Raw genomic sequence first — 24,208 nt, forward strand, 5'->3', positions numbered from 1 at the left:
GCGACTGGGCCTTTCAGCCCACCCGTGCGGCGTGGTGCGTGCGGCTGCAAGGCGGAGGAGGGCGACGGGGCGGAGCCCCGGCAACCCACGACAACGCCGCGGATGCACGTGCCACGCCCCGCGACGCCGGCGTGTTCCGAACGGCAGGCCCTGGCTAGGGTCCGTCCGGCGGCGTGGCCCGGGCGATCAGCAGGGCCACGTCGTCGGAGTTCTCCGGCTCGTGCAGCGTGCGCAGGAGCAGGTCGCAGACCTCCTCCAGCGGGCGGTCCGGGCCCTCCAGCAGGGCGAGGAGCGCGTCCAGCCGCTCGTCCAGCGGATGCCGGCGCGTCTCGACGAGACCGTCGGTGTAGAACACCAGCCGGTCGCCCGGCTCCAGATCGACGGTGGTGGTGGAGAAGGCGACGCCGCCCACGCCCAGCGGTACCCCGGTGGGCAGGTCCAGCAGTTCCGGCGGACGGCCGGCGCGCAGGCGTACCGGCGGCAGGTGCCCGGCGTTGGCGATCAGGCACTGCCGCCGGTGCGGGTCGTGGACCGCGTAGAGGCAGGTGGCGATGGCCTGGTCCAGGCCGGCCGTGGTCCGGTCGAGGTGTCCGAGCAGGAACGCCGGGTCGAGGTCGAGGGCGGCCAGGGTGTTCGTCGCGGTACGCAGCCTCCCCATGGAGGCCGCCGCCGCGATGCCGCTGCCCATCACGTCGCCCACCACGAGCGCGGTCTTGCAGTCCTCGAGCTCGATCACGTCGAACCAGTCGCCGCCGACCTCGCTGGTCGCCTCGGCGGGCTGGTAGCGGGAGGCGACCTCCAGTCCGCCCGTCACCGGAGGATGGCTCGGCAGCAGGCTGCGCTGGAGGGTGAGGGCGGTGTCGCGGGCGTTCTGGTACCAGCGGGCGTTGTCGATCTGCACCGCCGCGCGGACGGCCAGCTCCCGGGCCAGCAGCAGGTCGTCCTCGCCGAACGGCAGCGGGTTGCCGGTGCGTTTGAGGTCCAGGGCGCCCAGCACCTCGCCCCGCGCGATCAGCGGAACGGCCAGGTAGGAGTGCACACCCGCCCGGCGCAGCAGCCCGGCCGCCTCCGGTGAACGGGCGATGCGCGGCAGGTCCTCCTCCGTCACCCGCTCCACCAGCACCGGCCGGGCCGTGCGCACGCACTCGGTGACCAGGCGCTCCGGCCCGTACCGGGCGACCTGGCCGGGCGGGTCGGCCGCCCGCAGCGCGTCCGGGGCGTCGTTCGCCTGCACGGCCAGGGCCCGGATCACCGCGGGCTCGGCCGGGCCCAGGGTGCTGCGCCGGCCCTTCACCACGGCCTCCAGCAGATCCACGGCCGCGATGTCGGCGAGCTCCGGCACGGCCACGTCGGCCAGCTCGTGCGCCGTTCGGTCCAGCTCCAGGGTGGTGCCGATCCGCGCGGAGGCGTCCGCGACGACGGCCAGCCGGCGCCGCGCGGCCTCCGCCTCGACGCCCGCCCGGTGCTGCTCGGTGACGTCCACGACCGACACGGCGACGCCGAGTACGGCACCGGCGGCGTCCTCCAGCCGGTACAGCGACAGCGACCAGGTGTGCTCCTCGTCCGGGTCGGCGGGGGTCCGCCCGGTCGCGGGCTGGCCGACGATCGGCCGTCCGGTCTCGAGCACCCGGCGCGCCGCCACCTCCAGGGGAGCCGCGTCCACCAGGGGCAGCACCTCGCGGACCGTCCGGCCGAGGTGCTCCTCGGCGGTCATGCCGTTCATGTTCTCCAGGGACGGGTTGACCGAGACGTACCTCAGATCGGTGTCGAGGACGGCCAGCCCGATCGGGGACTGCCTGATCACCCGCGTGGACAGCGCCACGTCGTGCTCCAGTCGGCGCACGGTGGACCGGTCGACGGCGAGTCCCAGCGCGTAGACGTCCCCCCGGTCGTCCAGGAGACGCATGTTGCGGAACTCCACCAATCGGGTGCCGCCGTCCTTGCGGCGGATGGGGAACGCCCCGGCCCAGCTCCGGCCGGTCTTCACGACGTCGGCGAACAGCTTCACGACCAGGTCGAGATGGCGTTCGTGGACCATGATGCGGGCGGCGTACTGCCCCAGCGCCTCCGGTGCGGTGTATCCGAACAGCTCCTCGGCCTGCGGGCTCCACAGCACGATCCGGCCCTCGGCGTTCAGTACGACCGAGGCCACGTTCAGCACGTCGAGCAGCCCGCTGGGCCGCACCGGTCCGCGCGGCGACGCGTCGCCCCCGAATCCGGCAGACCCGGCTGCACTCATCCCACGCCCCGCCTTCGCCGTTCCACGCGGCACGCCCTTTTGATGCCGACTCCTTTGTTCTACCGCGTTCCACCGCCCACAGGGCCGCTTCTCCGAGGCTCCGCCGTCTCCTTCCAGCATCACCCGGCACGGCCGCGGCCGCCGCACGGAGCACGGCCGGTGTTGGTCTGTACATGACCGCAGCGTCGGGACAGACTGTGCGCCGAGTGCGTACCGCTCCACCCCCCACCGAGGAGCCCGCCCATGCCCCTGCGCGCCCGGCAACGTTGTCATGCCGCCCTGACCGGCCTCGCCGCCCTCGCCCTCGCCCTCGGCCTCGCCGGTCCGTCCGCCGCTGCCCCGGCCGCCGACACCTGGACCGAGGTGGGCTCCGACCGCGCCGACCCGCTGACCGAGAGCCAGGGCCTGGCCTCGGTCGAGGTCCCGGCCGGCAGCCCCAACCGCTACACGGGCATCGGCACCATCCCCCTGAGCCTCGGCGCCCGCGGCTGGAACCACGTCGGCGACCCCGACGCCTCCTACGACGGCCACTACGTCGAGCCGTACCAGCGCGACGACGGGAACACCAAGATGTTCCGCGTGCAGGCGCCGGACGGGCGCTGGTCGGAGTACGTGCACACACTGAGCCCCGGCGAGGCGCTGAACAACTCCTGGTCCGCGATCTCCCCGGACGGCCAGTGGATGCTGGCGGGCGAGTGGGGCACCATGAACCGGCTGCTGGTCTTCCCGACGCCCGGCGTCAACGCGAGCACCTCGCCCTCGGCGAACCTCCCGCAGGCGGCCACCGTCCACCTGGACCACGCCGTGCGCGACGTCCAGGGCTGCGACTTCCTCGACGCGACCACGCTGCTGTGCTCCTCCGACGACCCGGCGGGCACCCTTTTCGGCATCACCAAGCCCCTGCTGCGGATCGACCTGTCCGCCGCGCCGAACGGCACCGCCGACGTCACCGGCCATGTCACCGCCCTGCGGCAGCTGCCCCTGCGCAGCGCCTGCTCCGGCGGCTTCGAGACGGAGGGAATCGACTACGACCGCCGTACCGGCACCCTGCGCGTGATCGTCGTGTCGCCGGGCTTCTGCGTGCTGACGGACAGCAGGACCTACCGCTTCACGCGGGGCTGACCCGTCCGCCGCCACCGGCACGGTCACGGCCGGACCGTGCCGGTAGTGCTCAGCCGCAGGTGGTGCTTTTCTGGTGGTATGGGCCACGAGAGGAGCGATCACGATGGACGGTGAGCGACTGCATCCGGAGTCCGTCTCGGTGGAGCTGAGCGGGTGCAGCAAGGAGGACGCCCGGACCGTGTTCGACGCCCTGTGCACGTGCTTCTCGTCCGACCGGCGCTCGGACGAGGTGCCCCGGGACTACCACGAGGTGCGCCCCACCGTGTGGCTCGGCACCTTCGACGTGGCCGAGGCCCGGGGCGAGTGCGACCCCGCCCGGCTCAGGGAGTCCGTGGAGGCCGACGTGCAGGGCGGCTACTGGGCGATCGAGCGCTTCCGCACCACCCTGGACTCCCTGTTCACCGTGCACGACCTGAGTACGGCCTCGGGGGACCAGGAGCGGGAACTGCACGTACGGCTGGAGAGCCACTGACCGAGGCCCGCCGACGCGGCGGTGTGGTGTGTGCCGCCTCTTTGTGCAACTAGTTGCACAAAGAGGCGGCCGTCCTCTACAACAGAGGCACGACACCGCCGCGGAGGGCCCGATGAGCCGTTACCCCCACCTGCTGAGCCCGCTCGACCTGGGCTTCACCACGCTGCCCAACCGGGTCCTGATGGGCTCCATGCACGTCGGCCTGGAAGAGGCCGAGCGCGGCTTCGAGCGCATGGCCGCCTTCTACGCCGCCCGGGCCCGCGGGGGAGTGGGCCTCATCGTCACCGGCGGCATCGCCCCCAACGACGAGGGCCGGCCGTACGAGGGTGGCGCCAAGCTCACCACCGAGGCGGAGGCGGACCGGCACCGGGTCGTCACTGAGGCCGTGCACCGCGAGGGCGGCCGGATCGCCCTGCAGATCCTGCACTTCGGCCGCTACGCCTACCACGCCGACCTCGTCGCCCCCAGCCCCCTCCAGGCGCCGATCAGCCCGCACGTGCCCCGCGAGCTGACCGACGCCGACGTCGAGCGCACCATCGACGACTACGCCCGCACCGCCCGCCTCGCTCGCGAGGCCGGTTACGACGGCGTGGAGATCATGGGCTCCGAGGGCTACCTGATCAACGAGTTCATCGCCGCGCGCACCAACCACCGCACCGACCGCTGGGGCGGTTCCTACGAGAACCGCATGCGCCTCCCCGTCGAGATCGTCCGCCGGGTGCGCGAGGCGGTCGGCGAGGACTTCATCGTCGTCTACCGGCTCTCCATGCTGGACCTGGTCCCGGGCGGCTCCACCCTCGCCGAGGTCGTGACCCTCGCCAAGGCCGTCGAGGCGGCCGGCGCGACCATCATCAACACCGGCATCGGCTGGCACGAGGCCCGCATCCCCACCATCGCCACCTCCGTGCCGCGCGGCGCCTACACCTGGGTGACCAAGCGCCTGATGGGCGAGGTGTCGGTGCCTCTCGTCACCACCAACCGCATCAACACCCCCGAGGTGGCCGAGCGGCTGCTCGCCGAGGGCACGGCCGACATGGTGTCGATGGCACGTCCCATGCTCGCCGACCCCGACTTCGTCGCCAAGGCCGCGGCGGGCCGACCGGAGGCCATCAACACCTGCATCGGCTGCAACCAGGCCTGCCTGGACCACACCTTCAGCGGGAAGATCACCTCCTGCCTGGTCAACCCGCGCGCCTGCCACGAGACCGAGCTGGTTCTCGCCCCGACCCGGCGGCGCAAGCGCGTCGCGGTCGTCGGGGCCGGACCGGCCGGACTGGCCTGTGCGGTGAGCGCGGCCGAACGCGGCCACGAGGTCACCCTCTTCGACGCCGCGAGCGAGACCGGCGGCCAGCTCAACGTCGCCCGCAAGGTCCCCGGCAAGCAGGAATTCGACGAGACGCTGCGCTACTTCCGTACCCGGCTGGCGGAACACGGCGTCGACGTACGGCTGAACACCCGGGTCGGAGCCGACGACCTCGCCGGCCACGACGAGGTCGTCGTCGCCACCGGCGTCACCCCGCGCACCCCGGCCTTCCCCGGCGTCGACCACCCGAGCGTCGTCGGCTACCTCGACGTGCTCCGGGGCGGCGCCCCCGTCGGCGACCGCGTCGCGATACTCGGCGCGGGCGGCATCGGCTTCGACGTCGCCGAGTACCTCACCGACGGCGGCGACAAGGCGCACGAGGACCCCGAGACGTACTTCCGCCTCTGGGGCGTCGACATGGACTACCGAGCGCCGGGCGGCCTCGCCGCGCCCGAGCGCCCCGCACCCCCGCGCACCGTGCACCTGCTCCAGCGCAAGACGTCCAAGGTCGGCGCCGGCCTCGGCAAGACCACCGGCTGGATCCACCGCACCGAGCTGAAGCACCGCGGCGTCACCATGGTCCCGGGCGTGCGCTACGACCGGATCGACGACGCCGGACTGCACATCACGATCGGCGACGAGTCCACCGTCCTGGAGGTCGACACGGTCGTCCTGTGCACGGGTCAGGAGCCGAGCCGCGGCCTGTACGACGACCTGGTCGCCGCCGGGCGCAGCGCGCACCTCATCGGCGGCGCCGACGTGGCCGCCGAACTGGACGCCAAGCGCGCCATCAAGCAGGGCACCGAGCTGGCGGCGGCGCTGTAGGGCCGCGCGGGCCGGAAGGCGCGGGGGCCGTCCCTAGGATGAGCCCATGTCACTCCCGCACGCGATCCTCACCGCCCTGGTCGAAAAGCCGTCGTCGGGGCTTGAGCTGACCCGCCGGTTCGACCGGTCGATCGGCTACTTCTGGTCGGCGACGCACCAGCAGATCTATCGCGAGCTGGGAAAACTGGAGAGGGACGGCCTGATCCGCGCGCTGCCGGGCCAGCAGCCGGCCCGCGGGCAGAAGAAGTCCTACGAGGTCCTGCCCGCGGGCCGCGCCGAACTGACCCGCTGGGCCGCCGCCGCACAGGACCCCAAGCCCCTGCGCGACACGATGCTGCTGCGGCTGCGTGCCGCCGCCGTGGTCGGCACGACCGGTATCGAACCGGACCTGCGCCGCCATCTCGATCTGCACGAACGGCAGTTGACCGAGTACGAGGAGATCGAGAAGCGGGACTTCCCGCCCGAGAGGGACAGCGCCGAGGACCGGCTGCGGCACCTGGTGCTGCGCGCCGGCATCGACCTGGAGACCTTCTGGACCCAGTGGCTCAGGCACGCGCTGGCGGAGTTCGCCGGGCTGCCGGGTGACGAGCGGAAGTGAGCGCGGCCACGGCTCAGAACCGGTACGGCTTCTGGCGGCGGCGCAGGAACCACGCCGCGGCGATGACGCCCGTGCCGACCAGCGCGCCGCCCGCCACCAGGGTGGCCGTGCCGTAGTCCTGGACGGCCCCGCCGATACCGCCCATGACACCGCGTGGCGACGCGGAGGGTGCGGGGGAGGCGGAGCGGCTGGGCGAAGGAGAGGGTGCCGCGGAGACGATGACGGTCTGGGCGCCCGCGGTGCTGTTGTTGGAGCACATGACGATGACCGTGTACGTGCCCGGGCTGATGCCCGCCCAGGAGGCGGACTGTCCGGAACTCGTTCCGGACAGCGCCACCTGGCGCCCTTGGGCGAAGTCCCCTTGACTGCCGGTGAGCAGCGAGGCGGTGCCCCAACTGCCGTTGAGCTGGGCGCAGGCGGTGGTCGTGACCGACACCGTGGTCCCGGTGGTGCTCACGGAGATCCCCGGGCCCGCGGAAGCCGGCCCGGCGGCCAGGGCGACGGGCAGCGCGGCGGCGGCTGCCGCGGTCAGGCCGGAGCGGAGTAGTGGCGATGAGATGCGCATGTGGACTGCCCTCCGGCGGCACGGTCGGCGGTACATCCCTTGCGCCGCCGAGATCGGGAACGCCCGTGCTGCCCACAGGCAGCCAACAGGGCGGCGGCCGTGCCCGCATGCCGAGCGCGACCGCCCAGGTGACGGGCCGGCCGGCCGCACGACCGCCGGGGCGTCACCCGCCGTCGCCGGTGGTCACCTTCCGCTCCGCCGACAGTCCGCCCCAGGTGCCGTCGGACAGCCTGGCCCGGACCCGCACCCGGTGCGTGACCCCGGCCTCCGGCCCCGCGTAGAAGCTGTACTCCGCCCGGTCGCGCGGCGCGTCCGCGCCGTAGACGAGTGACGTCGCCGGGCGGCCGTCCAGGTGGATCTGGTACTCGGTGACCAGGCCGTCGGTGCGCGGCGGGGTCCAGGTGAGGTCGATGTGGTAGCCGCCGTCGGCGTGGTGGGAGGCCGCGCGCAGACCGGTGGGCGCGGTGGCGCGGCCGTCGTCGGAGCCCGAGGTGGCGAGCCGGACGGTGGCGCTGGCGGGGGAGACGTTGTCGGCGGCGTCCCGCGCCCGGACCGTGAAGGAGTACCGGGTGCCCGGGCGCAGGCCCGTGACCACGGCCGCCGTCTGGCCGCCGCCGACGCTGTGCACCTTCGTCCCGCCCTGGTGGACGTCGTACGACACGACCCCGCGGTCGTCGGTCGCGGCGGACCAGGTGAGCTGGACCGCCCGGCTGCCCGCCGCCCGGCCGCGGGCGTCCGCCGGGCGCGTCGGGGCGGAGTCGTCGGCCACGGCGGCGGGGGTGGTCGCCCGCACCTCCTGGCTGCGCGGCCCCAGTCGCCCGTCGGCGTCGCGCGCCCGCACGGTGAAGGCGTAGGCCGTCGAGGGGCGCAGCCGGGTGACGTCCACCATGCGGTCGGACGCCTCCACCTTCTTCATCAGCGTGCCGCCGCGATAGACCTCGTACGTCTCGACCCCGGCGACGGCGTTCCACATCACGTGCACGGTCGTGGCGCTGCCCGCCTCGGCGGTGACGCCCGTCGGCGCCCCTGGTGGCCCGCCGCTCTCGCCGCCGTCGTCGCCCATGCCCCAGCCGCAGGACGTGACCAGGACGAGTGTGCCGCAGAGCAGGGCACAGCGGCGCGGTACGGAGACGGGGGCGGGAACAGCGGGAACGGGTGCGTCTCGCACGGCTCTGCCTCCAGGACGGCTTCGGCTCGGCTTCGGCTTCGGCTCTCCGGCTCGAGAGCAATGGTCCGGACCAATATGCGCTTGTGATGCGATCACATCAAGAGGGCGTGGTCGGTGACCCCGGTCGCGCGCCGTGCGCGGACGTGCACCGTCTGGCCCACAAAGGGTGGTCGCGCGCACGATTCGGGGACAGATGTGGCCGAGTGACCGTCCTTGTCCCCCAGGAGAGGCCACATAGTGCGTGTCCAGTCGCTGACACTGGTCGCGGCCAGCGCCGCCCTGCTCGCCCCCACGACGTTCCCCGGACCTCCGCTCCCGCCCCGCCCCGGCCCCCAGGCCCAGCTCGGCCCCGGTCACCGGCACGAGGCCCCGCCGGTCCGCGCGGGCAGGGCCGGCACCCGGGTCGGACCTGTCCCGCCGTCCGAGGCCGGTCTCGTTCCGCCCTCCGGGATCCGGCCCGGAGCCGGGGCGGGTGCCGGTGACGGGGCGAAGGAGGCCCGGCAGCAGGGACCCGTCCGCGCCGCCGACCTGCTGGCCAGGGTGCGGGACTGCGACCCCGTCTCGCGCGGGCGCTACCGCTCCGACGCCGGGGCGCCGGCGGACATCCCGGTCTGCGGAACGCGGGACGCCGTGTACTGGAAGGCCGACCTGGACGTCGACTGCGACGGCCGGCCCGGTGACCACTGCAACAGCGGTACCGACCCGCACTTCACCCCCGCCACCGCCTACACCCGGTCGGACGGCCGTCCCCTGGACGCCGAACGCCTGCCCTACGTCGTCGTGCCCGAGCCGAGCGACATCTGGGACCACCGCGGGAGCGACGTCCGCGGCGGATCGGTCGCGGCGGTCGTCCACGGGGACCGGGTGCGCTACGCGGTCGTCGGCGACGTCGGCCCGCGCGACCTCATCGGCGAGGCCTCCTACGCCGCCGCCGAGTCACTCGGCATCCCGGCCGACCCGCACGGGGGCGGTGTCGCCTCCGGTGTGACGTACATCGTCTTCAAGGGCAGCGAGGTCGAGCCCGTCGAGGACGAGGCCGCCGCCGGGAAGGCGGGTGAGCGCCTGGCGCGGGGGTTCGTGGACGGCGAGTGAACCCCCGGCGCCCCGTGGCCGCGGGGTGCCTCAGACCGCGGACCAGCCGTCGTCGACGGGCAGGATCGCGCCGTTGATGTTGCTCGCCGCCTCCGAGGCGAGGAACACGATCGCCGCGGCCTGCTCCTCGGGCCGCGACACCCGGCCGAGGTTGACGAAGTGCGGGCCGAGCGTGGCCGGCCCGTGGGCGCCCTGAGCGGGGTCGACGGTGATGGCGGTCCGGGTGCCGCCCGGACAGATCGCGTTGGCGCGGATGCCCCGCCCCCGGTACATCACCGCCAGCGACTTGGTCAGCCCCACCACGCCGTGCTTGGCGGCCGTGTAGGCGGCGCCCGCCGCGCTGCCGCGCAGGGCCGCCTCGGAGGCGGTGTTGACCACGGCACCCCGGCCCGCCGCCAGCATGTGCGGCAGCACCGCGCGGGTCAGCAGGAAGGGAGCGGTGAGATTGACCCTCAGCACCCGCTCCCACTCGGCGTCGCTCACGTCCGCGAGCGCCGACATCCGGTCCATGATCCCGGCGTTGTTCACCAGGACGTCGATCCCGCCGAACCGCTCGACCGCGGTCGCCGTCACCCGGTCGACGACGGCCTGCTCGCTCAGATCGCCCGCCACGGCCACGGCGGTGCCGCCCGCCCCCTCGATCTCCTGGGCCGCCGCGTCCGCGCCCTCGGCGTTGAGGTCGGCCAGCACGACGCGGTCACCCTGCGCGGCGAAGGCCAGGGCGGCGGCCCGCCCGATGCCGGATCCCGCTCCGGTGACGATGACACTGCGCCCGCCCGGTCCGCCGCTCATGTGGTGCTCCTTCTCGTGAGGTCCAGGGGCTGGAGCCCGCTGCCGGGCCAGCCTACGACTTATTGTCGGTGAGAGACAAAAAGTAGTCGTGGAGAATTCCGGGAGACCACCACCGGCGCCGGAGGAATAGATGGCCGCAGTTCGCGGACGCACAGGACGACCGCCCCTGACCGAGGAACGCAAGGCCGAGATCCGGCTGGCGATCGCCCGCGCCGCCGTGGAACTCTTCGTCACCCAGGGGGTCGCCGCGACCACGGGCGAGCAGATCGGCCGCGCGGCCGGCATCTCGGCGCGCACGGTGTGGCGCTACTTCCCGACCAAGGAGAGCTGCGTACGCCCGCTCCTCGCGGCCGGCGTCGAGCTGATCGCCGACTCGCTGCGGCAGTGGCGGCCCGGCCGGCCCCTCGACGAGGTCTTCGACTTCGAGCAGCGGACCTCCGACGACGACCGGCTCCTCGCCGGACCGGCCCACGCCACCGTCGGGGCACTGGTACGGCTGACCCGCACCGAACCGGGCCTGCGCGCGGTCTGGCTGCAGACCTACGACGAGGCCGAACCGGCGTTCGCCCGCGCCCTCGCCGAGCGCGCCGGACTACCCGCCGGCGACCTGCGGCCGGCGATCTGGGCGGCCATGTTCAACGCGGCGCTGCGTGCGGCGGTCGAGCACCACGCCTGGCACACGGCCGGCACCCCCGCCGACGCCGCGACCGCGCGAGCGGAACTGGCCACGACCCTGCGCACCGCTGTCCGGGCGGCGGCGGGCGGCCTCACCTGACGCACCCGCACCACGCCGGTGGCGTGGCGGGGGCGGCCCGTGCCGCCGCCCCCCAGGGCACCGGACGTTCGCGGCTGGACCCTTCTGTACGGCTGGACCCTCCGGACGGCTAGACCTTCCGGTAGGAGTACGCCTCCGCGGCCGCCGCCTCCACGGACGCCAGGTCGGCGCCCGTCGCGGCCGTCACGACCGCGGCCACCGCGCCCTCGACGAAGGGGGCGTCCACCAGACGGGTGTTCCCGGGGAGTTCGTCGCCCTCGGCGAGCAGCGCCTTGACGGTGAGTACCGCGCTGCCGAGGTCGGTGAGGACGGCGACCCCCGCGCCCCGGTCCACGGACGCGGCGGCGGCGGACACCAGCTCGGAGCTGGTCCCGAATCCGCCGGACGCGGTCCCGCCCGCAGGTGCGATCGGCACCGTCACGCCACCGCCCGACAGCGCCTTCGCCAGTTCGGCCACGGACGCGGCGACCTCGGCGCTGTGCGACACCAGCACGATCCCGACCAGCTTCTCGTCACTCACCGGCCGCCTCCTCCAGGGCCGCGACGAGCAGTGCCGCCGAGGTCGCCCCGGGGTCCTGGTGCCCGATGCTGCGCTCGCCGAGATAGCTCGCCCTGCCCTTGCGTGCCAGCAACGGCACGGTCGCCTCGGCCCCTTCCTCGGCCGCGGCGCGGGCCGCGGCGAACGAGTCGCCGAGGGCGTCCACGGCGGGCACCAGGGCGTCGATCATGGTCTTGTCACCAGGCGCGGCACCCCCGAGCGTCCGGACGGCGTCCACTCCCGTCCGCAACGCCTCGGCCAGCTGCTCCCGACTCACCTCGGCGGTGTCCCCGAGCGCCTTGCCGGTGCGGCGCAGCAGCGTCCCGTAGAGCGGCCCCGAGGCACCGCCGACCGTGGAGATGAGCTGCCGTCCGGCGAGCATCAGTACGGCGCCGGGTGTGCCGGGCGCCTCCTTCTCCAGCGTGGCCGCCACGGCCGTGAACCCGCGCTGGAGGTTGCTGCCGTGGTCGGCGTCGCCGATGGGCGAGTCGAGGGCGGTGAGCCGTTCCGCCTCGCGGTCGACCGACGCGGCGGTCGCCGTCATCCAACGGCGGAAGAAGTCGGCGTCGAGCACAGGATCTCCTTGCCTGGTAGGTACTTTCCGATCCATTCCCCGTCCACCGTCACATGCCCCACCTCAGACCGGGCGTGTTCACCGGTGCGTCCCACAGTCCGAGCAGCTCCTCGTCGATCTCGCACAGGGTGACCGACGCCCCCGCCATGTCCAGCGAGGTGACGTAGTTCCCGACGAGGGTGCGGGCGACGGCGACACCGCGCTCGCCGAGTACGCGCTGAACCTCCGCGTTGAAGCCGTACAGCTCCAGCAGCGGCGTCGCACCCATGCCGTTGACCAGGACCAGGACCGGGTTGCGCGGGGTGAGGTCCGTCAGCACCGCGTCCACGGCGGCCTCGGCGATCTCGCCCGAGGTCATCATCCGGCGCCGCTCCCGGCCGGGCTCCCCGTGGATGCCGATGCCCAGCTCCAGCTCGCCGGCCGGCAGGTCGAAGGTCGGGCTGCCCTTGGACGGCGTGGTGACGGCGCTGAGCGCGACACCGAAACTGCGCGAGCTGTCGTTCACCTGACGGGCGATCGCCTCCACCCGCTCCAGCGGCCGGCCCTCGTCCGCCGCGGCCCCGGCGATCTTCTCCACGAACAGCGTCGCCCCCGTACCGCGCCGCCCGGCCGTGTAGAGACTGTCCGTCACCGCCACGTCGTCGTTGACCAGTACCTTCGCCACCTGGATGCCCTCGTCCTCGGCCAGCTCGGCGGCCATGTCGAAGTTGAGCACGTCACCGGTGTAGTTCTTGACGACGAACAGCACCCCGGCCCCGCTGTCCACGGCCGCCGCCGCCCGCACCATCTGGTCCGGCACCGGCGAGGTGAACACCTCACCCGGACAGGCCGCCGACAGCATCCCGGGCCCCACGAACCCGCCGTGCAACGGCTCGTGCCCGGAGCCGCCCCCCGACACCAGGGCGACCTTCCCGGCCACGGGAGCGTCCCGCCGCACGATCACCCTGTTCTCGACATCCACGGTCAACTCCGGATGGGCGGCCGCCATACCGCGCAGCGCGTCCGCGACCACGGTCTCCGGGACGTTGATGAGCATCCTCATGGGTACCTCCTGGGTGACTCGGTACTGACCTCGATGACGAGGCGTCAGGGCGGGCGGTCCGGCGGGTCCGGTCGGGGCGCCGCTGTCGGCAGTATCGGCCTTGCGGCGGTGAAGGTCACGCGCGAAGACGCCTCGGGCGCGCCCCGGTCGTGAGCGAGACGCCTGCCTCAGTTCGCGTCGGAGCCGCGGGCCGTGAGGATGCGGACGGTGCGTCCACCGGTGTGGCCGTCGTGCCCGTGCCGGCAGCGGTAGTTGTCGAGGACCAGGATGTCGCGCTCGTCGGGACGGAAACGCGGGAGCGACGGTTCGATGCCGTGCACGGTGGCCTGGCCGGGCCACACGTACGAGCCGACCGTGAGTGCCATCGCCGCGCGGGAGTCGGCCTTGCCGACCACGAACGCCCAGCCGGCCAGGCAGCCCCAGAAGTCACCCAGGCGTTCACGGCCGTGGACGAAGGCGCCTCCGGAGGCCGGGTAGGGGGCGGCCCGTATCGGCAGAGGATCGAGGAGCCGCCGATTCCGCCCCGCGACCGCCGGTTGAACACCGGATGGCAAAGTGCTCCGGCACGTCGTGATTCTCTACGGGGAAGGGCGCGGCGGCCGGTCCTGCGTGGACGGCACCCTGCAAGGCTTGATCTATTCTCTTACGCGAATTCGCATGTAGTCATCGGTGGCCCGTAGAAGTAAGTATGACAATGTGACAGCGTCAGTCTCCTGTGATAGCGTGCCGATATTGGTGAAAACCGACTGGTAGCTTGGCAGTTGCGCTTCGGGGGAAGCTGGCGAGGACGGCCGGTATGCGCGGGCTCCTCCGTGTTCTCAGTGAGACAGGGTGAGCAAGCTTGTATGACGACCAGTTCGCCGATGTATACGATCGGGTCTATTGCGCCCTCTACGACTATGCCGAGCACGCCGAGCTGATCGGCGATCTGGCTCGACAGCATGTCGACAGTCCCAGGACCCTGCTGGACGTGGGGTGCGGTACGGGCGAACATTTGAGGTACCTCGCCAAGCAATTCTCGGTGACCGGTGTCGATCTCTCCGACTCCATGGTCCGGGTGGCCCGCCGGAAGCTCGGTGACGTCGCGGTGCACCAGGCCGACATGCGGGATTTCGACCTCGGTCGGACCTTCGACGTCGTGTGTTCGATGTACAGCTCGGTCGGATACCTGGGCGGTCCCGAGGAGTTGCGGGCGGCGACGGCGCGCATGGCCGCCCACGTGGCCCCCGGCGGGGTGCTCGTCGTCGAGCCCTGGATTCTCCGCGAGAAGTGGAACGGCGGGGTGCTGGCGCATGCCACCGTCGGGCACGAGGGCATGACCATCTCCCGGATGGGCCACTGGCGCACCGAGGGTGACCGCTCCCAGGTCGACATGCACTATCTGGTCTCCGAGCCGGACGGCGTGCGTCATTTCGTCGACCATCAGAACCTCGCCCTGTACTCCCTGGAGGAGTACCAGGACGCCTTCACCCGGGCCGGCCTGGAGGCCTCGCTGCTGCCGGCGGGCCGCGCCGACCGCGGAGTCTTCGTGGCCGTGCCCCGGACCGGGGCGCGGGGCGGCTGACGACCCCTCAGGGCGGCTGACCCGCTCCTTCTCCTGACCCGCGGCGGGCGGAAGCCGGACCGCCGGGTGCCGCCCGGGGGAGAAACGTGTCCGTCGGCGGAGGACGCCCGCGTACGCCGAGGCCGGCCGCCGCGAATCCCTTTTGCAGAACCTTGACGGAACGCTTGCGATTGGTAGAGCATCACGGTGGGTCACCGGGGTGCAGGAGTGTTATCGCCAGTCGGCACGGAGTGCCGGCACGCGCGAAATCGAGCAGTGTGGGTAACCGGGTGCTTTGGCCGCCGGGCGAGTTGTGTCAGGGACAGGGGACGCTCGCGGTCAACAGGGGGAACACGGGGAGAGACATGTTGGTCGAACGTGCACGCATACTTTCCGAACTGGGCGAACTCATAGGGTGTGTCCACGGCGGCCGGGGTGGTGGCGTCGCCGTCATCACCGGACCCGTCGCCGTAGGTAAAACAGAACTCACGCATTCGCTGGCCGAGATTGCTGAAGAAGGTGAACTGAAAGTCCTTCGAGCGCGCATGTGCTTGACCGGAAGTCAGGGTCACCGGGAATTATTCGAGCAGCTCACCGGCAGTCTGCGGCCCGAAGCACAGCGAAGTGCCGGGATGTTCGCCGGTGAAAAGCCCGACGCAGTCGACGACGCCCGTCCGGTTCCCGGCGGAGCCGTCGCGCCGAGCCCGGTGCGGGCCGCCGAGGAGATCGCCCGGTACTCCCACCGGTCACCGCTGCTCATCGTCATCGACGACCTGCACCACGCCGACCCCGACTCCCTCGACGGCATCCTCCACCTGGTCCGGCTCTGCCGCACGGCCCGCATCATGATGGTGCTCGTGGCATCCGACTCCTCCTACGAGCACATGCCCCTGTTCCACGCCGAGTTGCTCCGCGCCCCGCACTACCGGCGGGTCCGCCTGCGCCCGCTGTCCCGCGTCGGCGTCGCCGAGGTCGTGGCGGACAGCCTGGGACCCGAAGTGGCCGAACGGGCCGCCGCCGACTACTACCGCTACAGCGGCGGCAACCCGCTGGCGCTGCGGGCCCTCATCCAGGAATGGTCCTCCACCCGGTTCACCGACGAGGGCGGCCCCGAGACCACCAGGGGCGGTGTGCCCACGCCCGGCAAGGTCTCCGCGCTGGCCGTCTTCACCTCGCTGCACCGCAGCGGCCCGCAGGCCATGGCGGTGGCCCGCGGCATCGCCCTGCTGGGCCCCGCGGCCGGCCTCGACCTGCTGTGCCAGCTCCTCGGGAGCACACCCGAGGACGTCACCCGGCAGTTGCAGGACCTGGAAGCGGCCGGCGTGCTGGGCGGGTTCCGCTTCCGCCACCCGGGCGTCGCCCAAGTCGTCCTCGCCGACCCGGAGTTCCACGGAATACGGGAACTGCGCCATGCGGCGGCCGCCCTGCTGGAGGCGGACGGGCACAGCTCCCTCCAGGTGGCCCGCCACCTGATCGCGGCCGACATCGTTGCCGAACCCTGGACCATCCCCGTGCTGCGGGAGTCGGCCAGGGAAGCCGTCGGCCACAACGACTGGGACTTCGCCCTCAAGTGCCTCCGACTGGCGCTGCGCGGTGCCCTCACCGACGAGGAGAGGGGCCTCGTCGTCAGCGAGTTCCTCCGCGTCGGATGGCGGCAGAACCCCGCCCGCGTCACCAAGTACTTCCAGGAGTGCTTCGAGCTGCAGCAGAAGGGCCACGTCCCGGACGCCGAGACGCTCACACTGCTGACGGTCTTCCTGTGGCACGGGCACATCGAGGACGCGGTGACCATGCTGCTGGACGTGGCCGACCGGTGCGCGGACGGCCCGCTGCGCACCGAGATCCAGCACTTCCTGGACTGGGCCCGGCTCAGCCACCCGGGGCTGCTGGACCGGATCCGCCGGGCCGACGAGCACCTGCTGAACCGGCTCCTGGAAACCTCCGCGACCTCACTGCGCCCGCTCACCTCGCTGTCCCTGGCCCTGTGCGAGACGGGCCACGCCAACGTCCCCGCCACCGCCCAGGAGGTGCTGGCCGACCGGCGACTGACCGGTGACACGGCGGGGGCGGTGCTGCAAGCCCTGCTCTACGCGGGGGAGCTGGGCCCCGCCGAGCGCTGGGTCGCCCGGGCCGTCCAGGACCCCGGACGGCTCGCCACCCCCCTGTCCCGCGGCATGCACCAGGCGGTCTGCGCCGAGATCGCCCGGCGGCGCGGTGACCTGCCGGGCGCACAGCAACTGGCCGAGCGGGCCCTCGCGCACCTGGCCCCGCGCGCCTGGGGAGTCGCCCTCGGGCTGCCCCTGAGCGTCCTCGTCGCCGTGCACACCGCCCGGGGCGACACGGAACGCGCCGCGGAGCACCTCTCGTGGAGCGTGCACCCGGAGACGTACCAGACGCTGTACGGGCTGCACTACCTCCAGGCCCGGGGCCGTCACCACCTCGCCGTCGGCCAGTACACGGCCGCCCAGCGGGACTTCCGGGCCTGCGAGGACCGCGTCCGCTCCTGGGGCCTGGCCCCGCCCGTCCTCGCACCCTGGCGGCTGGGCCACGCCGAGGCGGCCCTCGCCCTCGGCGACCGGGGCGAGGCCCGCCGCGTCACCGAGAGCGAGCTGAACCAGGCGCGGGGCCGGCACCCGCACCTGCGCGGCGCGCACCTGCGCGTGTACGCCAGGCTGGTGGACCGCAGTCGCCGGCGCGACGTGCTCACCGACGCGGCCGAGCTGGTCGCGGACGGGCGCGACCGGTACCAGCACTTCCTGGTGCTGACCGACCTCAGCCGTGCCCACCAGGAGGCCGACGACACGGCGAGGGCACGCGTCACCGGTCAGCAGGCCTGGCACAGCGCCGTGCGCTGCGGCGCCGAACGCCTGGCCCGGACCCTCCTGCCGGAGAGCGCCGTCACCGCCGCCGAGGAGACGGCGGCCGTCCCCGACCAGCGGCTGAACACCGCCATGCTCAGCGAGGCGGAGCTGCGCGTCGCCGAACTGGCCGCGGCCGGTGAGACCAACCGGGAGATCTCCGGAAAGCTGTTCATCACCGTCAGCACCGTGGAACAGCACCTCACCCGCGTCTACCGCAAGCTCCGCCTGTCCGGGCGGGCGGATCTGCGGGCCTGCCTGGCCACGGAGCCCGGGGTCGGCGCGAAGATGCCCGAACACTGCGCGCCGGGCGGCTGACCGCGCGCCCGGCCCGGCCCGCCGCCGTAGGGGGCCGGGGCGCCGGGTAGGGGTTGGCCGCCGCCCGGACCGTGCGTAGCGTCCCAGATGCCCGGGGAGGGCCGCCGCCCGTCGCCGCGCGGTCCGACGCCCGCCCGGCCAAGCCGCCCACTGCAGAGGTGATCGACCATGGCAACCGCTCCCGGCCTCGCCGCCCCCAGCGCCAAAGGGCAGCTCTCCTTCGGCGAGTGGCACACCTGGTACCGGGTCACCGGTGACCTGAGCGGCGGCCGCCCCGCCCTCGTGGTCGTCCACGGCGGTCCCGGATCCACTCACGACTACCTGCTGCGGATCGCCGAACTGGCCGAGGACGGCTGGCCCGTCGTCCACTACGACCAGCTCGGCAACGGCGGCTCCACCCACCTGCCGCACAAGGGCGCCGACTTCTGGACCGTACGGCTCTTCCAGGACGAACTCGACAACCTCCTGCGGGGCCTGGGCATCGCCCACGACTACGTCCTCTTCGGCCACTCCTGGGGCGGGCTGCTGGCCGCCCGGCACGCCGCGGAGCGCCCCGCAGGGCTGCGCGGCCTGGTCATCGCCAACTCACCGGCCTCCTACCCGCTGTGGCTGAGTGAGATGAAGGTGCTCAGGGCGCAGCTGCCGCCGGGCACCGACGACATCCTGCGACGCCACGAGGAGGCCGGCACCACCGACAGCGAGGAGTACCGGGAGGCCGTCAAGGTCTTCTACGCCCGCCATGTGTGCCGACTGCGGCCGTGGCCGCGTGAGTTCATGGCCTCGTTCTACGAGATCGCCAACGACCCCACCGTCTACCACACCATGAACGGCCCCAACGAGTTCCATGTGATCGGGACCCTCAAGGACTGGTCGGTGGTGGAACACTGCTCCGCCATCGCGGCGCCCACCCTGCTCGTCTCGGGCCGGCACGACGAGGCCACCCCGGTGACCGTGCGGCCCTACGCCGAGCACATTCCGGACGTCCGCTGGGAATTGTTCGAGGAATCCAGTCATCAGCCGCACCTGGAAGAGCCGGAGCGTTTCCGGGCCGTACTCGGGGAATTCCTCCAAAGCGTTTCGGCACAGCCGCCCGGCGCGGGGCGATGACCTGAGTGCACGCACGACGACCGGGCCGGAACCCCTCGGGGCTCCGGCCCGGTCCGTGTCCCCGGGCGCCGTTCTCAGGCGGCCGACGCGTCGAGCCCGCGGAGGGTCAGCCACAGCCGCTCCGGCGTGGCGAACGTCGCCAGGGTCAGCGCCTCGTCGACGAACCGCAGGTCGTAGGCGTGTTCCAAGTCGCTCAGCAACTCCACCGTGGCCAGCGAGTCCAGCCCCAGATCCCGCAGCGCGGTGCTCGCGGTCAGCTCCTCGTCATGGCCCAGGAACGGCAGGTGCCGGCGCACGATCGCTTCGAACTTCTCGTCCCACATGGTGTCTCCGCATCCGAGAAATGGCTTGTAGCCATAGCAGTCCCGAACGCCCCCGGGTGACAACCCTTATCACCGTCCTCTGGGGTCGGCTAGGGGTGTTTCAGACGCCGTTCCGTTCTTACTCTTCCGGAGAAGCGGAAACAACGCGGTGCGAATACGCGCGGATGCGAAGCGGAGAGACCATGACGGAACTCGCGGTTTCAGAGACCGCTCCGGATTCCCCGGTGACGGCGCCGTCCCTGGTGCACGAACTGCTGGACGAGGCCGCGCGAGCCGTGCCCGACGGCACCGCCGTCCGCGACGCGGCCGGCGGCTGGACGTACCGGGAACTCCACCGGACCAGCCGCGCCTTCGGCGCCTGGCTCGACGCGCGGGGACTGCGTCCCGGGGACCGCCTGGTCGTACAGGCACCCAGCCGCCGCGACCTGGTCGCCTTGTTCTACGGCGCGGTCTCCCGCGGTGTGGTCTTCGTGCCGCTCAACCCCGGCATGAAGCCCTTCCACCTCCAGTCGGTGCTGGGCAACGCCGAACCGGCCCTGGTGATCGGGTCGGGCCCGACCGTGCCGCGGCTGCGGGAACTGTCCCCCGTCCCGGTCCACGACCTCGCCGACCTCTGGCCCGACGTGACCGAACGCGCCGGACGAGGGGAGTCCGCGCCGCCGGTCACCGTCCACCCCGACGACATCGCCGTACTGATCTACACCTCGGGGTCCACCGCCGCCCCCAAGGCCGTGATCTGCCCGCACGCCCAGGTCACCTTCGCCTCCCGGGCCATCGTGGACGCCCTCGGCTACCGCGCCGACGACGTGGTCTTCTGCCGCTTCCCGCTCTCCTGGGACTACGGCCTCTACAAGGTGCTGATGACCTGCCTGGGCCGGGGCGAGATCGTCCTCGCCGACGAGGAGTCGGACCTGACGCTGCTCGACCGGATGCGGCGGACCGGCACCACGGTGGTGCCCATCGTCCCGTCCCTGGCCCAGATGATCGTGTCCCTGGCCCGGCGTGCCCCGGACGCGCTGCCGCCCGTGCGGATGTTCACCAACACCGGGGCCGCGCTGCCCGCCCCCACCATCCGGGCCCTGCGGGACCTGTTCCCCGGCGTCCGGGTAATCCGCCAGTTCGGCCAGACCGAGTGCAAGCGGGTCTCCGTCATGCCCCCCGCCGAGGACGCCGGCAGACCGGACTCGGTCGGACTGCCGCTGCCCGGCACCCGGGTCCGGATCCTGGACGAGAACGGCGACGAACTGCCCACCGGCGACATCGGCGAGATCGTGGTCAGCGGACCCCACGTGATGCCGGGCTACTGGCGCGACCCCGAGCAGACCGCCCGCTCCTTCCGCCGGGACCCGCGCACCGGTGAACTGCGCCTGCACACCGGCGACTACGGCAGCCTGGACGAGGACGGCTACCTCTACTTCCAGGGCCGGCGCGACGACATGTTCAAACGCAAGGGCATCCGCATGAGCACCGTCGAGATCGAGGCCGCCGCCATGGACGTCCCCGGCGTGCGGGCCGCGGCCGTCGTGCCCCCCTCCGGCGGCGCCGACCTCGCGCTCGTGGTGGAGGCCGACGACCTGGAACCGCACACCGTGCTGCGCGCCCTGGCCGCCCGGCTGGAGCCCGCCAAGGTGCCCGCCCGGTGCAAGGTGGTCCCGAGCATGCCGCTCACCGGCCACGGCAAGAACGCCCGGCACGAACTGGCCGCTCTCGTCCGGGAGGGCGCCCGATGACCGGCACGCTTCAGGAGCCGCACGGCGCGCTCGTCGAGCGCTTCGGCACCCCGCTCTACGTGTACGACCTCGACGAGGTCACCGCCGCCCGCACCGAACTGCTGGGCGCCCTGCCCGACGGGTCCGTGCTCTACTACGCGCTCAAGGCCAACCCGCACCCCGACGTGGCCCGCGCCCTGCGCGGCGACGACGGCCGGGTCCGCGCCGAGATCAGCTCCAGCGGAGAACTCCACGCCGCCCTGGAAGCCGGCTTCGACCCCGCCCACTGCCTCTACACCGGCCCCGGCAAGACCACCACCGAACTCGGCCACGCGCTCGACCTCGGGGTGCGCACCTTCTCCACCGACTCGGTCAGCGACGTACGCCGGGTCGGCCGGGCCGCCACCGAGCGCGCGGTGACCGCCGGGTGCGTCCTGCGGGTCAACGCCGTCAACACCGACACCGGCGGCGCCACCACCGGCATCCGCATGACCGGGCGGCCCAGCCAGTTCGGCTTCGACGCCGAGAGCCTGCCCGACGCGCTGTCCGACCTGCGCCACGTCGACGGCGTCCGGCTGACCGGACTGCACTTCTTCCCGCTCAGCAACGCCAAGGACGAGGCCAACCTCGTATCGGAGTTCCGGCACACCGTGGCCGCCGCCGTCCGCCTCGCCGACGACCTCGGCCTGCCGCTGGAACTGCTCGACCTCGGCGGTGGCTTCGCCGCTCCCTACGGGACGCCCGGCACCCGCGACAGCTACCCCGCCCTGCGCGGAGAGCTGGAGGCCATGCTCGACGCCGCCCTGCCCCACTGGCGCACGGGCAGTCCCCTGATCGCCTTCGAATCGGGCCGCTACCTCACCGCCTGCGCCGGCACCCTCCTGCTGGGCGTCACCAACGTCAAGACCGGACGCGGCCGCACCCACGTGATCCTCGACGGCGGCATCAACGCCTTCGGCGGCATGTCGGGCCTCGGCCGGCTCCTGCCCACCCACGTCGAACCCGCCGCCACCACGGCCCCCGCCGACGCCCCCACGGTGACCGCCCGCCTGGTCGGCCCGCTGTGCACACCCGGTGACGTCCTCAGCCGCGACCTGCCCGGCCCCGCACTGCGCCCCGACGACGTGGTCACGGTCCCCAACACCGGCGCCTACGGCCCCACGGCCAGCCTGCTGGCGTTCCTCGGCCGCCCCGCCCCCGCCGAGATCGTCCTGCGCGGCGGGGACCTCGTCTCGGCCACCCGCATCGACTACCGGCGTACGCCCGTCGAGGGCGCCGGCACCCCGGCCCCCGCACGCCGATCCGCTCAGGAGCCCGCCCCGTGACCCACCTCCCCGGCGCCCGGCACGGCACCGACGACGTCCACCCCATCGAGACCGCGGGCACGGTCATCGTCACCACCGTGTCGTCCGACTCCCACACCTGGAACCTGGTCTTCCTCCAACTCCTCCTGGAGGAGAGGGGCTACCGGGTCGTCAACCTCGGCCCCTGCGTGCCCGACGCCCTGCTGCTGTCCGAGTGCCTGCGCCACGAACCCACCCTGGTCGTCGTGAGCAGCGTCAACGGCCACGGACACGTGGACGGGCTGCGCCTGGCCCGCACCCTGCGCGCGCACCCCGGACTCGCCACCGTCCCCGTGGTCATCGGCGGCAAGCTCGGCGTCTCCGCCGTGGCCGCCGAACGCGGCCGCCAGGCGGCGGCCCTGCTGGAGGCCGGCTTCGACGCCGTCTTCGACGACGGCCAGGAGGAGGACCTGCGCCGCTACCTGGACACCGCCCGGCCCGTGCCCGCCCTCACCGGCGCCCGGTCCGGAGCCCCGGGTACGCCTTGACCCCCGACAGCCGGCCCGCGCCCCTCCCCGGCCCGCTGGAGGGCCCGGCAGGCGGCGTCACGCACGCCGGGGACTTCGGGGACTTCGTACGGCGGGAGGGCGGTGCCGGGCGCCTGGTCGTCCAGCCCCGCATGGGCTTCGACGACCCCGGCCGGATGCGCGCCGGGCTCGCCGCCACCAAGGCCGCCCGCGCGGTCACCGTGGGCACCGTGACGCTGGACAGCTACACCCGGCTCGGGGACAGCGAGGCACTCGCCGGCGCCCTCGCCCAGAGCCGGGAACTCAACGGCTACCCGATCACCGCCCACCCCCCGGCCGTCACCGCCCGGATGCTGGCGGGCATCCGCGACCGTACCTTCCCGGTGCAGGTCCGCCACGGCTCCGCCGTCCCCCAGCACATCTTCTCCGCCCTCATCGACCAGCGCATCGACGCCAGCGAGGGCGGCCCGGTCTCCTACTGCCTGCCCTACGGGCGCACCCCGCTCGCGGACTCGGTGCGGAACTGGACCGAGGGCGTACGCCGCTTCGCCGCCCTGCGCGACCTGGGCAGCGAACCCCACCTGGAGTCCTTCGGCGGGTGCCTGCTGGGCCAGCTGTGCCCGCCGAGCCTGCTCGTCGCCGTGTCGGTGCTGGAGGCACTGTTCTTCCACCGGCACGGGGTGCGCGACGTCTCCGTCAGCTACGCCCAGCAGACCGACCCGGCACAGGACCGGGAAGCGGTGGCCGCGCTGCGGCGGCTGTGCGCCGAACTGCTGCCCGCCCCCACCTGGCACGTGGTGGTCTACGCCTACATGGGGCTGTACCCGGTCACCGAGCACGGCGCCTACGGCCTGCTGTCCGACGCCGCCGCGCTGGCCGTGCACTCCGGCGCCGAGCGGCTGATCGTCAAGACCGTCGCGGAGTCCCGCCGTATCCCCACCATCGAGGAGAACGTCGCCGCGCTGGAGGCCGCGGACCGGTCGGCGCGGACCGCCGCGCGGGGCACCACGCCGCCCACCCGGCAGGAGTCGGCCGCCGCGGACAGCGAGACCTACGTGGAGGCCGCCGCCCTGGTCCACGCGGTGCTCGACCTGCACCCCGATCCCGGCGTCGGCCTCGCGAGGGCCTTCGCCCGCGGCTACCTCGACGTCCCCTGGTGCCTGCACCCCGACAACCGGGGCCGCACCCGCAGCTACATCGACGGCGACGGCCGGCTCCGCTGGGCCGACACCGGAGCGCTCCCGTTCGGCCGCACCGCCTCCCGCTCGGCCCCGGCGCGCCGGATCGGCTCGGCCGACTTCCACGCCGACCTCCACCACGTGCAGCGCCACTACGACACCGCGGGCGGCCGGCTCCCCGCCGGGGCCGGCGCGGAACCGGAGTCCGCGGAGATCACCGCGGGTGGGAGCGGCTCGTGGGTAAGTCATAATTGACG

The 24,208-nt window shown here is 73.1% G+C and carries 21 protein-coding genes and 1 pseudogene; 13 read left to right on the plus strand and 9 right to left on the minus strand.

The genetic code is table 11. The features are described from left to right. Positions 1-154 precede the first annotated feature (154 nt). Positions 155-2,239: a SpoIIE family protein phosphatase gene (locus tag ACIQ1J_RS17580; RefSeq protein ID WP_403557546.1), complete on the minus strand. Its 2,085-nt coding sequence runs from the start codon at positions 2,237-2,239 to the stop codon at positions 155-157. Positions 2,240-2,482: 243 nt separating this feature from the next. Here ACIQ1J_RS17580 and ACIQ1J_RS17585 point away from each other — a divergent pair, with 243 nt between their 5' ends. The 4 genes from ACIQ1J_RS17585 to ACIQ1J_RS17600 all read left to right on the plus strand — a co-directional run bounded on the left by ACIQ1J_RS17585 (position 2,483) and on the right by ACIQ1J_RS17600 (position 6,559). Next, positions 2,483-3,361, plus strand: a complete 879-nt coding sequence (locus tag ACIQ1J_RS17585) for a hypothetical protein (protein ID WP_403557547.1) — start codon at positions 2,483-2,485, stop codon at positions 3,359-3,361. Between the two features lie 103 nt (positions 3,362-3,464). After that, on the plus strand, positions 3,465-3,833 hold the full coding sequence (locus ACIQ1J_RS17590) for a hypothetical protein (RefSeq protein ID WP_403557548.1): 369 nt from the start codon (positions 3,465-3,467) through the stop codon (positions 3,831-3,833). A 112-nt stretch (positions 3,834-3,945) separates the two neighbouring features. Further along, positions 3,946-5,961 (plus strand): FAD-dependent oxidoreductase, encoded by a 2,016-nt coding sequence (locus ACIQ1J_RS17595; RefSeq protein WP_403557549.1) that lies wholly within the window; start codon positions 3,946-3,948, stop codon positions 5,959-5,961. Positions 5,962-6,007: 46 nt separating this feature from the next. Next, positions 6,008-6,559, plus strand: coding sequence for a PadR family transcriptional regulator (locus tag ACIQ1J_RS17600; protein ID WP_403557550.1), 552 nt, complete (start codon positions 6,008-6,010; stop codon positions 6,557-6,559). A gap of 13 nt (positions 6,560-6,572) precedes the next feature. On the opposite strand, the gene ACIQ1J_RS17605 is transcribed toward ACIQ1J_RS17600, so the two are convergent. Continuing rightward, positions 6,573-7,124 (minus strand): hypothetical protein, encoded by a 552-nt coding sequence (locus tag ACIQ1J_RS17605; RefSeq protein WP_403557551.1) that lies wholly within the window; start codon positions 7,122-7,124, stop codon positions 6,573-6,575. 163 nt (positions 7,125-7,287) lie between these two features. Continuing rightward, positions 7,288-8,292, minus strand: a complete 1,005-nt coding sequence (locus tag ACIQ1J_RS17610; RefSeq protein WP_403557552.1) for a fibronectin type III domain-containing protein — start codon at positions 8,290-8,292, stop codon at positions 7,288-7,290. Positions 8,293-8,529: 237 nt separating this feature from the next. Here ACIQ1J_RS17610 and ACIQ1J_RS17615 point away from each other — a divergent pair, with 237 nt between their 5' ends. After that, positions 8,530-9,384, plus strand: a complete 855-nt coding sequence (locus ACIQ1J_RS17615) for a glycoside hydrolase family 75 protein (RefSeq protein WP_403557553.1) — start codon at positions 8,530-8,532, stop codon at positions 9,382-9,384. Between the two features lie 30 nt (positions 9,385-9,414). Here the strand turns inward: ACIQ1J_RS17615 and ACIQ1J_RS17620 are convergent, their stop codons facing one another. Continuing rightward, positions 9,415-10,176: an SDR family NAD(P)-dependent oxidoreductase gene (locus ACIQ1J_RS17620; RefSeq protein ID WP_403557554.1), complete on the minus strand. Its 762-nt coding sequence runs from the start codon at positions 10,174-10,176 to the stop codon at positions 9,415-9,417. 130 nt (positions 10,177-10,306) lie between these two features. Between ACIQ1J_RS17620 and ACIQ1J_RS17625 the strand changes: the two genes are divergently transcribed. Next, entirely contained in the window at positions 10,307-10,951 is a 645-nt protein-coding gene (locus ACIQ1J_RS17625; protein ID WP_403557555.1) for a TetR/AcrR family transcriptional regulator, read from the plus strand. A gap of 109 nt (positions 10,952-11,060) precedes the next feature. Here ACIQ1J_RS17625 and ACIQ1J_RS17630 read toward each other — a convergent pair whose 3' ends face one another. From ACIQ1J_RS17630 to ACIQ1J_RS17645, 4 genes and pseudogenes are all read right to left on the minus strand, one after another. Continuing rightward, positions 11,061-11,471, minus strand: a complete 411-nt coding sequence (locus tag ACIQ1J_RS17630) for a PTS-dependent dihydroxyacetone kinase phosphotransferase subunit DhaM (protein ID WP_386520530.1) — start codon at positions 11,469-11,471, stop codon at positions 11,061-11,063. Further along, the gene (dhaL, locus tag ACIQ1J_RS17635; protein WP_210960926.1) at positions 11,464-12,063 is read right to left on the minus strand and encodes a dihydroxyacetone kinase subunit DhaL; all 600 of its coding nucleotides are present in this window, start codon (positions 12,061-12,063) and stop codon (positions 11,464-11,466) included. Before dhaL ends, ACIQ1J_RS17630 begins: the two co-directional genes overlap by 8 nt. Before the next feature lie 49 nt (positions 12,064-12,112). After that, positions 12,113-13,105, minus strand: a complete 993-nt coding sequence (dhaK, locus tag ACIQ1J_RS17640) for a dihydroxyacetone kinase subunit DhaK (protein WP_403557556.1) — start codon at positions 13,103-13,105, stop codon at positions 12,113-12,115. Positions 13,106-13,428: 323 nt separating this feature from the next. Further along, positions 13,429-13,590, minus strand: a pseudogene (locus ACIQ1J_RS17645) (amino acid permease); the annotation flags it as partial. A gap of 356 nt (positions 13,591-13,946) precedes the next feature. On the opposite strand from ACIQ1J_RS17645, the gene ACIQ1J_RS17650 reads away from it, so the two are divergent. The 3 genes from ACIQ1J_RS17650 (at position 13,947) to ACIQ1J_RS17660 (ending at position 18,931) form a co-directional block, all read left to right on the plus strand. After that, the gene (locus ACIQ1J_RS17650) at positions 13,947-14,669 is read left to right on the plus strand and encodes a class I SAM-dependent methyltransferase (RefSeq protein WP_403557557.1); all 723 of its coding nucleotides are present in this window, start codon (positions 13,947-13,949) and stop codon (positions 14,667-14,669) included. 344 nt (positions 14,670-15,013) lie between these two features. Beyond that, positions 15,014-17,824, plus strand: a complete 2,811-nt coding sequence (locus ACIQ1J_RS17655) for an AAA family ATPase (protein WP_403557558.1) — start codon at positions 15,014-15,016, stop codon at positions 17,822-17,824. A 168-nt stretch (positions 17,825-17,992) separates the two neighbouring features. Next, positions 17,993-18,931, plus strand: a complete 939-nt coding sequence (locus ACIQ1J_RS17660) for a proline iminopeptidase-family hydrolase (protein ID WP_403557560.1) — start codon at positions 17,993-17,995, stop codon at positions 18,929-18,931. 74 nt (positions 18,932-19,005) lie between these two features. On the opposite strand, the gene ACIQ1J_RS17665 is transcribed toward ACIQ1J_RS17660, so the two are convergent. Continuing rightward, positions 19,006-19,254, minus strand: a complete 249-nt coding sequence (locus ACIQ1J_RS17665; protein ID WP_210960921.1) for a phosphopantetheine-binding protein — start codon at positions 19,252-19,254, stop codon at positions 19,006-19,008. A 182-nt stretch (positions 19,255-19,436) separates the two neighbouring features. On the opposite strand from ACIQ1J_RS17665, the gene ACIQ1J_RS17670 reads away from it, so the two are divergent. Genes ACIQ1J_RS17670 through ACIQ1J_RS17685 form a run of 4 tightly spaced genes read left to right on the plus strand, consistent with a single transcriptional unit; the run spans position 19,437 to position 24,206 of the window. After that, positions 19,437-20,984 carry an AMP-binding protein gene (locus tag ACIQ1J_RS17670; RefSeq protein ID WP_403557563.1) on the plus strand — a complete coding sequence of 516 codons (1,548 nt, stop codon included), beginning with the start codon at positions 19,437-19,439 and terminating at the stop codon, positions 20,982-20,984. Then, entirely contained in the window at positions 20,981-22,288 is a 1,308-nt protein-coding gene (locus tag ACIQ1J_RS17675; protein WP_403557565.1) for a type III PLP-dependent enzyme, read from the plus strand. Before ACIQ1J_RS17670 ends, ACIQ1J_RS17675 begins: the two co-directional genes overlap by 4 nt. Further along, positions 22,285-22,794, plus strand: a complete 510-nt coding sequence (locus tag ACIQ1J_RS17680; RefSeq protein ID WP_403557567.1) for a cobalamin B12-binding domain-containing protein — start codon at positions 22,285-22,287, stop codon at positions 22,792-22,794. The genes ACIQ1J_RS17675 and ACIQ1J_RS17680 overlap by 4 nt, the downstream gene beginning before the upstream one ends. After that, entirely contained in the window at positions 22,791-24,206 is a 1,416-nt protein-coding gene (locus ACIQ1J_RS17685) for a methylaspartate mutase (protein ID WP_403557569.1), read from the plus strand. Before ACIQ1J_RS17680 ends, ACIQ1J_RS17685 begins: the two co-directional genes overlap by 4 nt. Positions 24,207-24,208: the final 2 nt, after the last annotated feature.

Origin of the sequence: Streptomyces sp. NPDC097107 (assembly GCF_044762405.1) — a bacterium.
Classification (GTDB): domain Bacteria; phylum Actinomycetota; class Actinomycetes; order Streptomycetales; family Streptomycetaceae; genus Streptomyces; species Streptomyces thinghirensis.

Coding starts and splice junctions, on each gene's coding strand:
- ACIQ1J_RS17655 (WP_403557558.1), top strand. CDS start 15,014: ATGTTGGTCGAACGTGCACGCATACTTTCCGAACTGGGCGAACTCATA.
- ACIQ1J_RS17600 (WP_403557550.1), top strand. CDS start 6,008: ATGTCACTCCCGCACGCGATCCTCACCGCCCTGGTCGAAAAGCCGTCG.
- ACIQ1J_RS17590 (WP_403557548.1), top strand. CDS start 3,465: ATGGACGGTGAGCGACTGCATCCGGAGTCCGTCTCGGTGGAGCTGAGC.
- ACIQ1J_RS17675 (WP_403557565.1), top strand. CDS start 20,981: ATGACCGGCACGCTTCAGGAGCCGCACGGCGCGCTCGTCGAGCGCTTC.
- ACIQ1J_RS17605 (WP_403557551.1), bottom strand. CDS start 7,124: ATGCGCATCTCATCGCCACTACTCCGCTCCGGCCTGACCGCGGCAGCC.
- ACIQ1J_RS17625 (WP_403557555.1), top strand. CDS start 10,307: ATGGCCGCAGTTCGCGGACGCACAGGACGACCGCCCCTGACCGAGGAA.
- dhaK (WP_403557556.1), bottom strand. CDS start 13,105: ATGAGGATGCTCATCAACGTCCCGGAGACCGTGGTCGCGGACGCGCTG.
- ACIQ1J_RS17665 (WP_210960921.1), bottom strand. CDS start 19,254: ATGTGGGACGAGAAGTTCGAAGCGATCGTGCGCCGGCACCTGCCGTTC.
- ACIQ1J_RS17660 (WP_403557560.1), top strand. CDS start 17,993: ATGGCAACCGCTCCCGGCCTCGCCGCCCCCAGCGCCAAAGGGCAGCTC.
- ACIQ1J_RS17595 (WP_403557549.1), top strand. CDS start 3,946: ATGAGCCGTTACCCCCACCTGCTGAGCCCGCTCGACCTGGGCTTCACC.
- ACIQ1J_RS17670 (WP_403557563.1), top strand. CDS start 19,437: ATGACGGAACTCGCGGTTTCAGAGACCGCTCCGGATTCCCCGGTGACG.
- ACIQ1J_RS17620 (WP_403557554.1), bottom strand. CDS start 10,176: ATGAGCGGCGGACCGGGCGGGCGCAGTGTCATCGTCACCGGAGCGGGA.
- ACIQ1J_RS17580 (WP_403557546.1), bottom strand. CDS start 2,239: ATGAGTGCAGCCGGGTCTGCCGGATTCGGGGGCGACGCGTCGCCGCGC.
- ACIQ1J_RS17585 (WP_403557547.1), top strand. CDS start 2,483: ATGCCCCTGCGCGCCCGGCAACGTTGTCATGCCGCCCTGACCGGCCTC.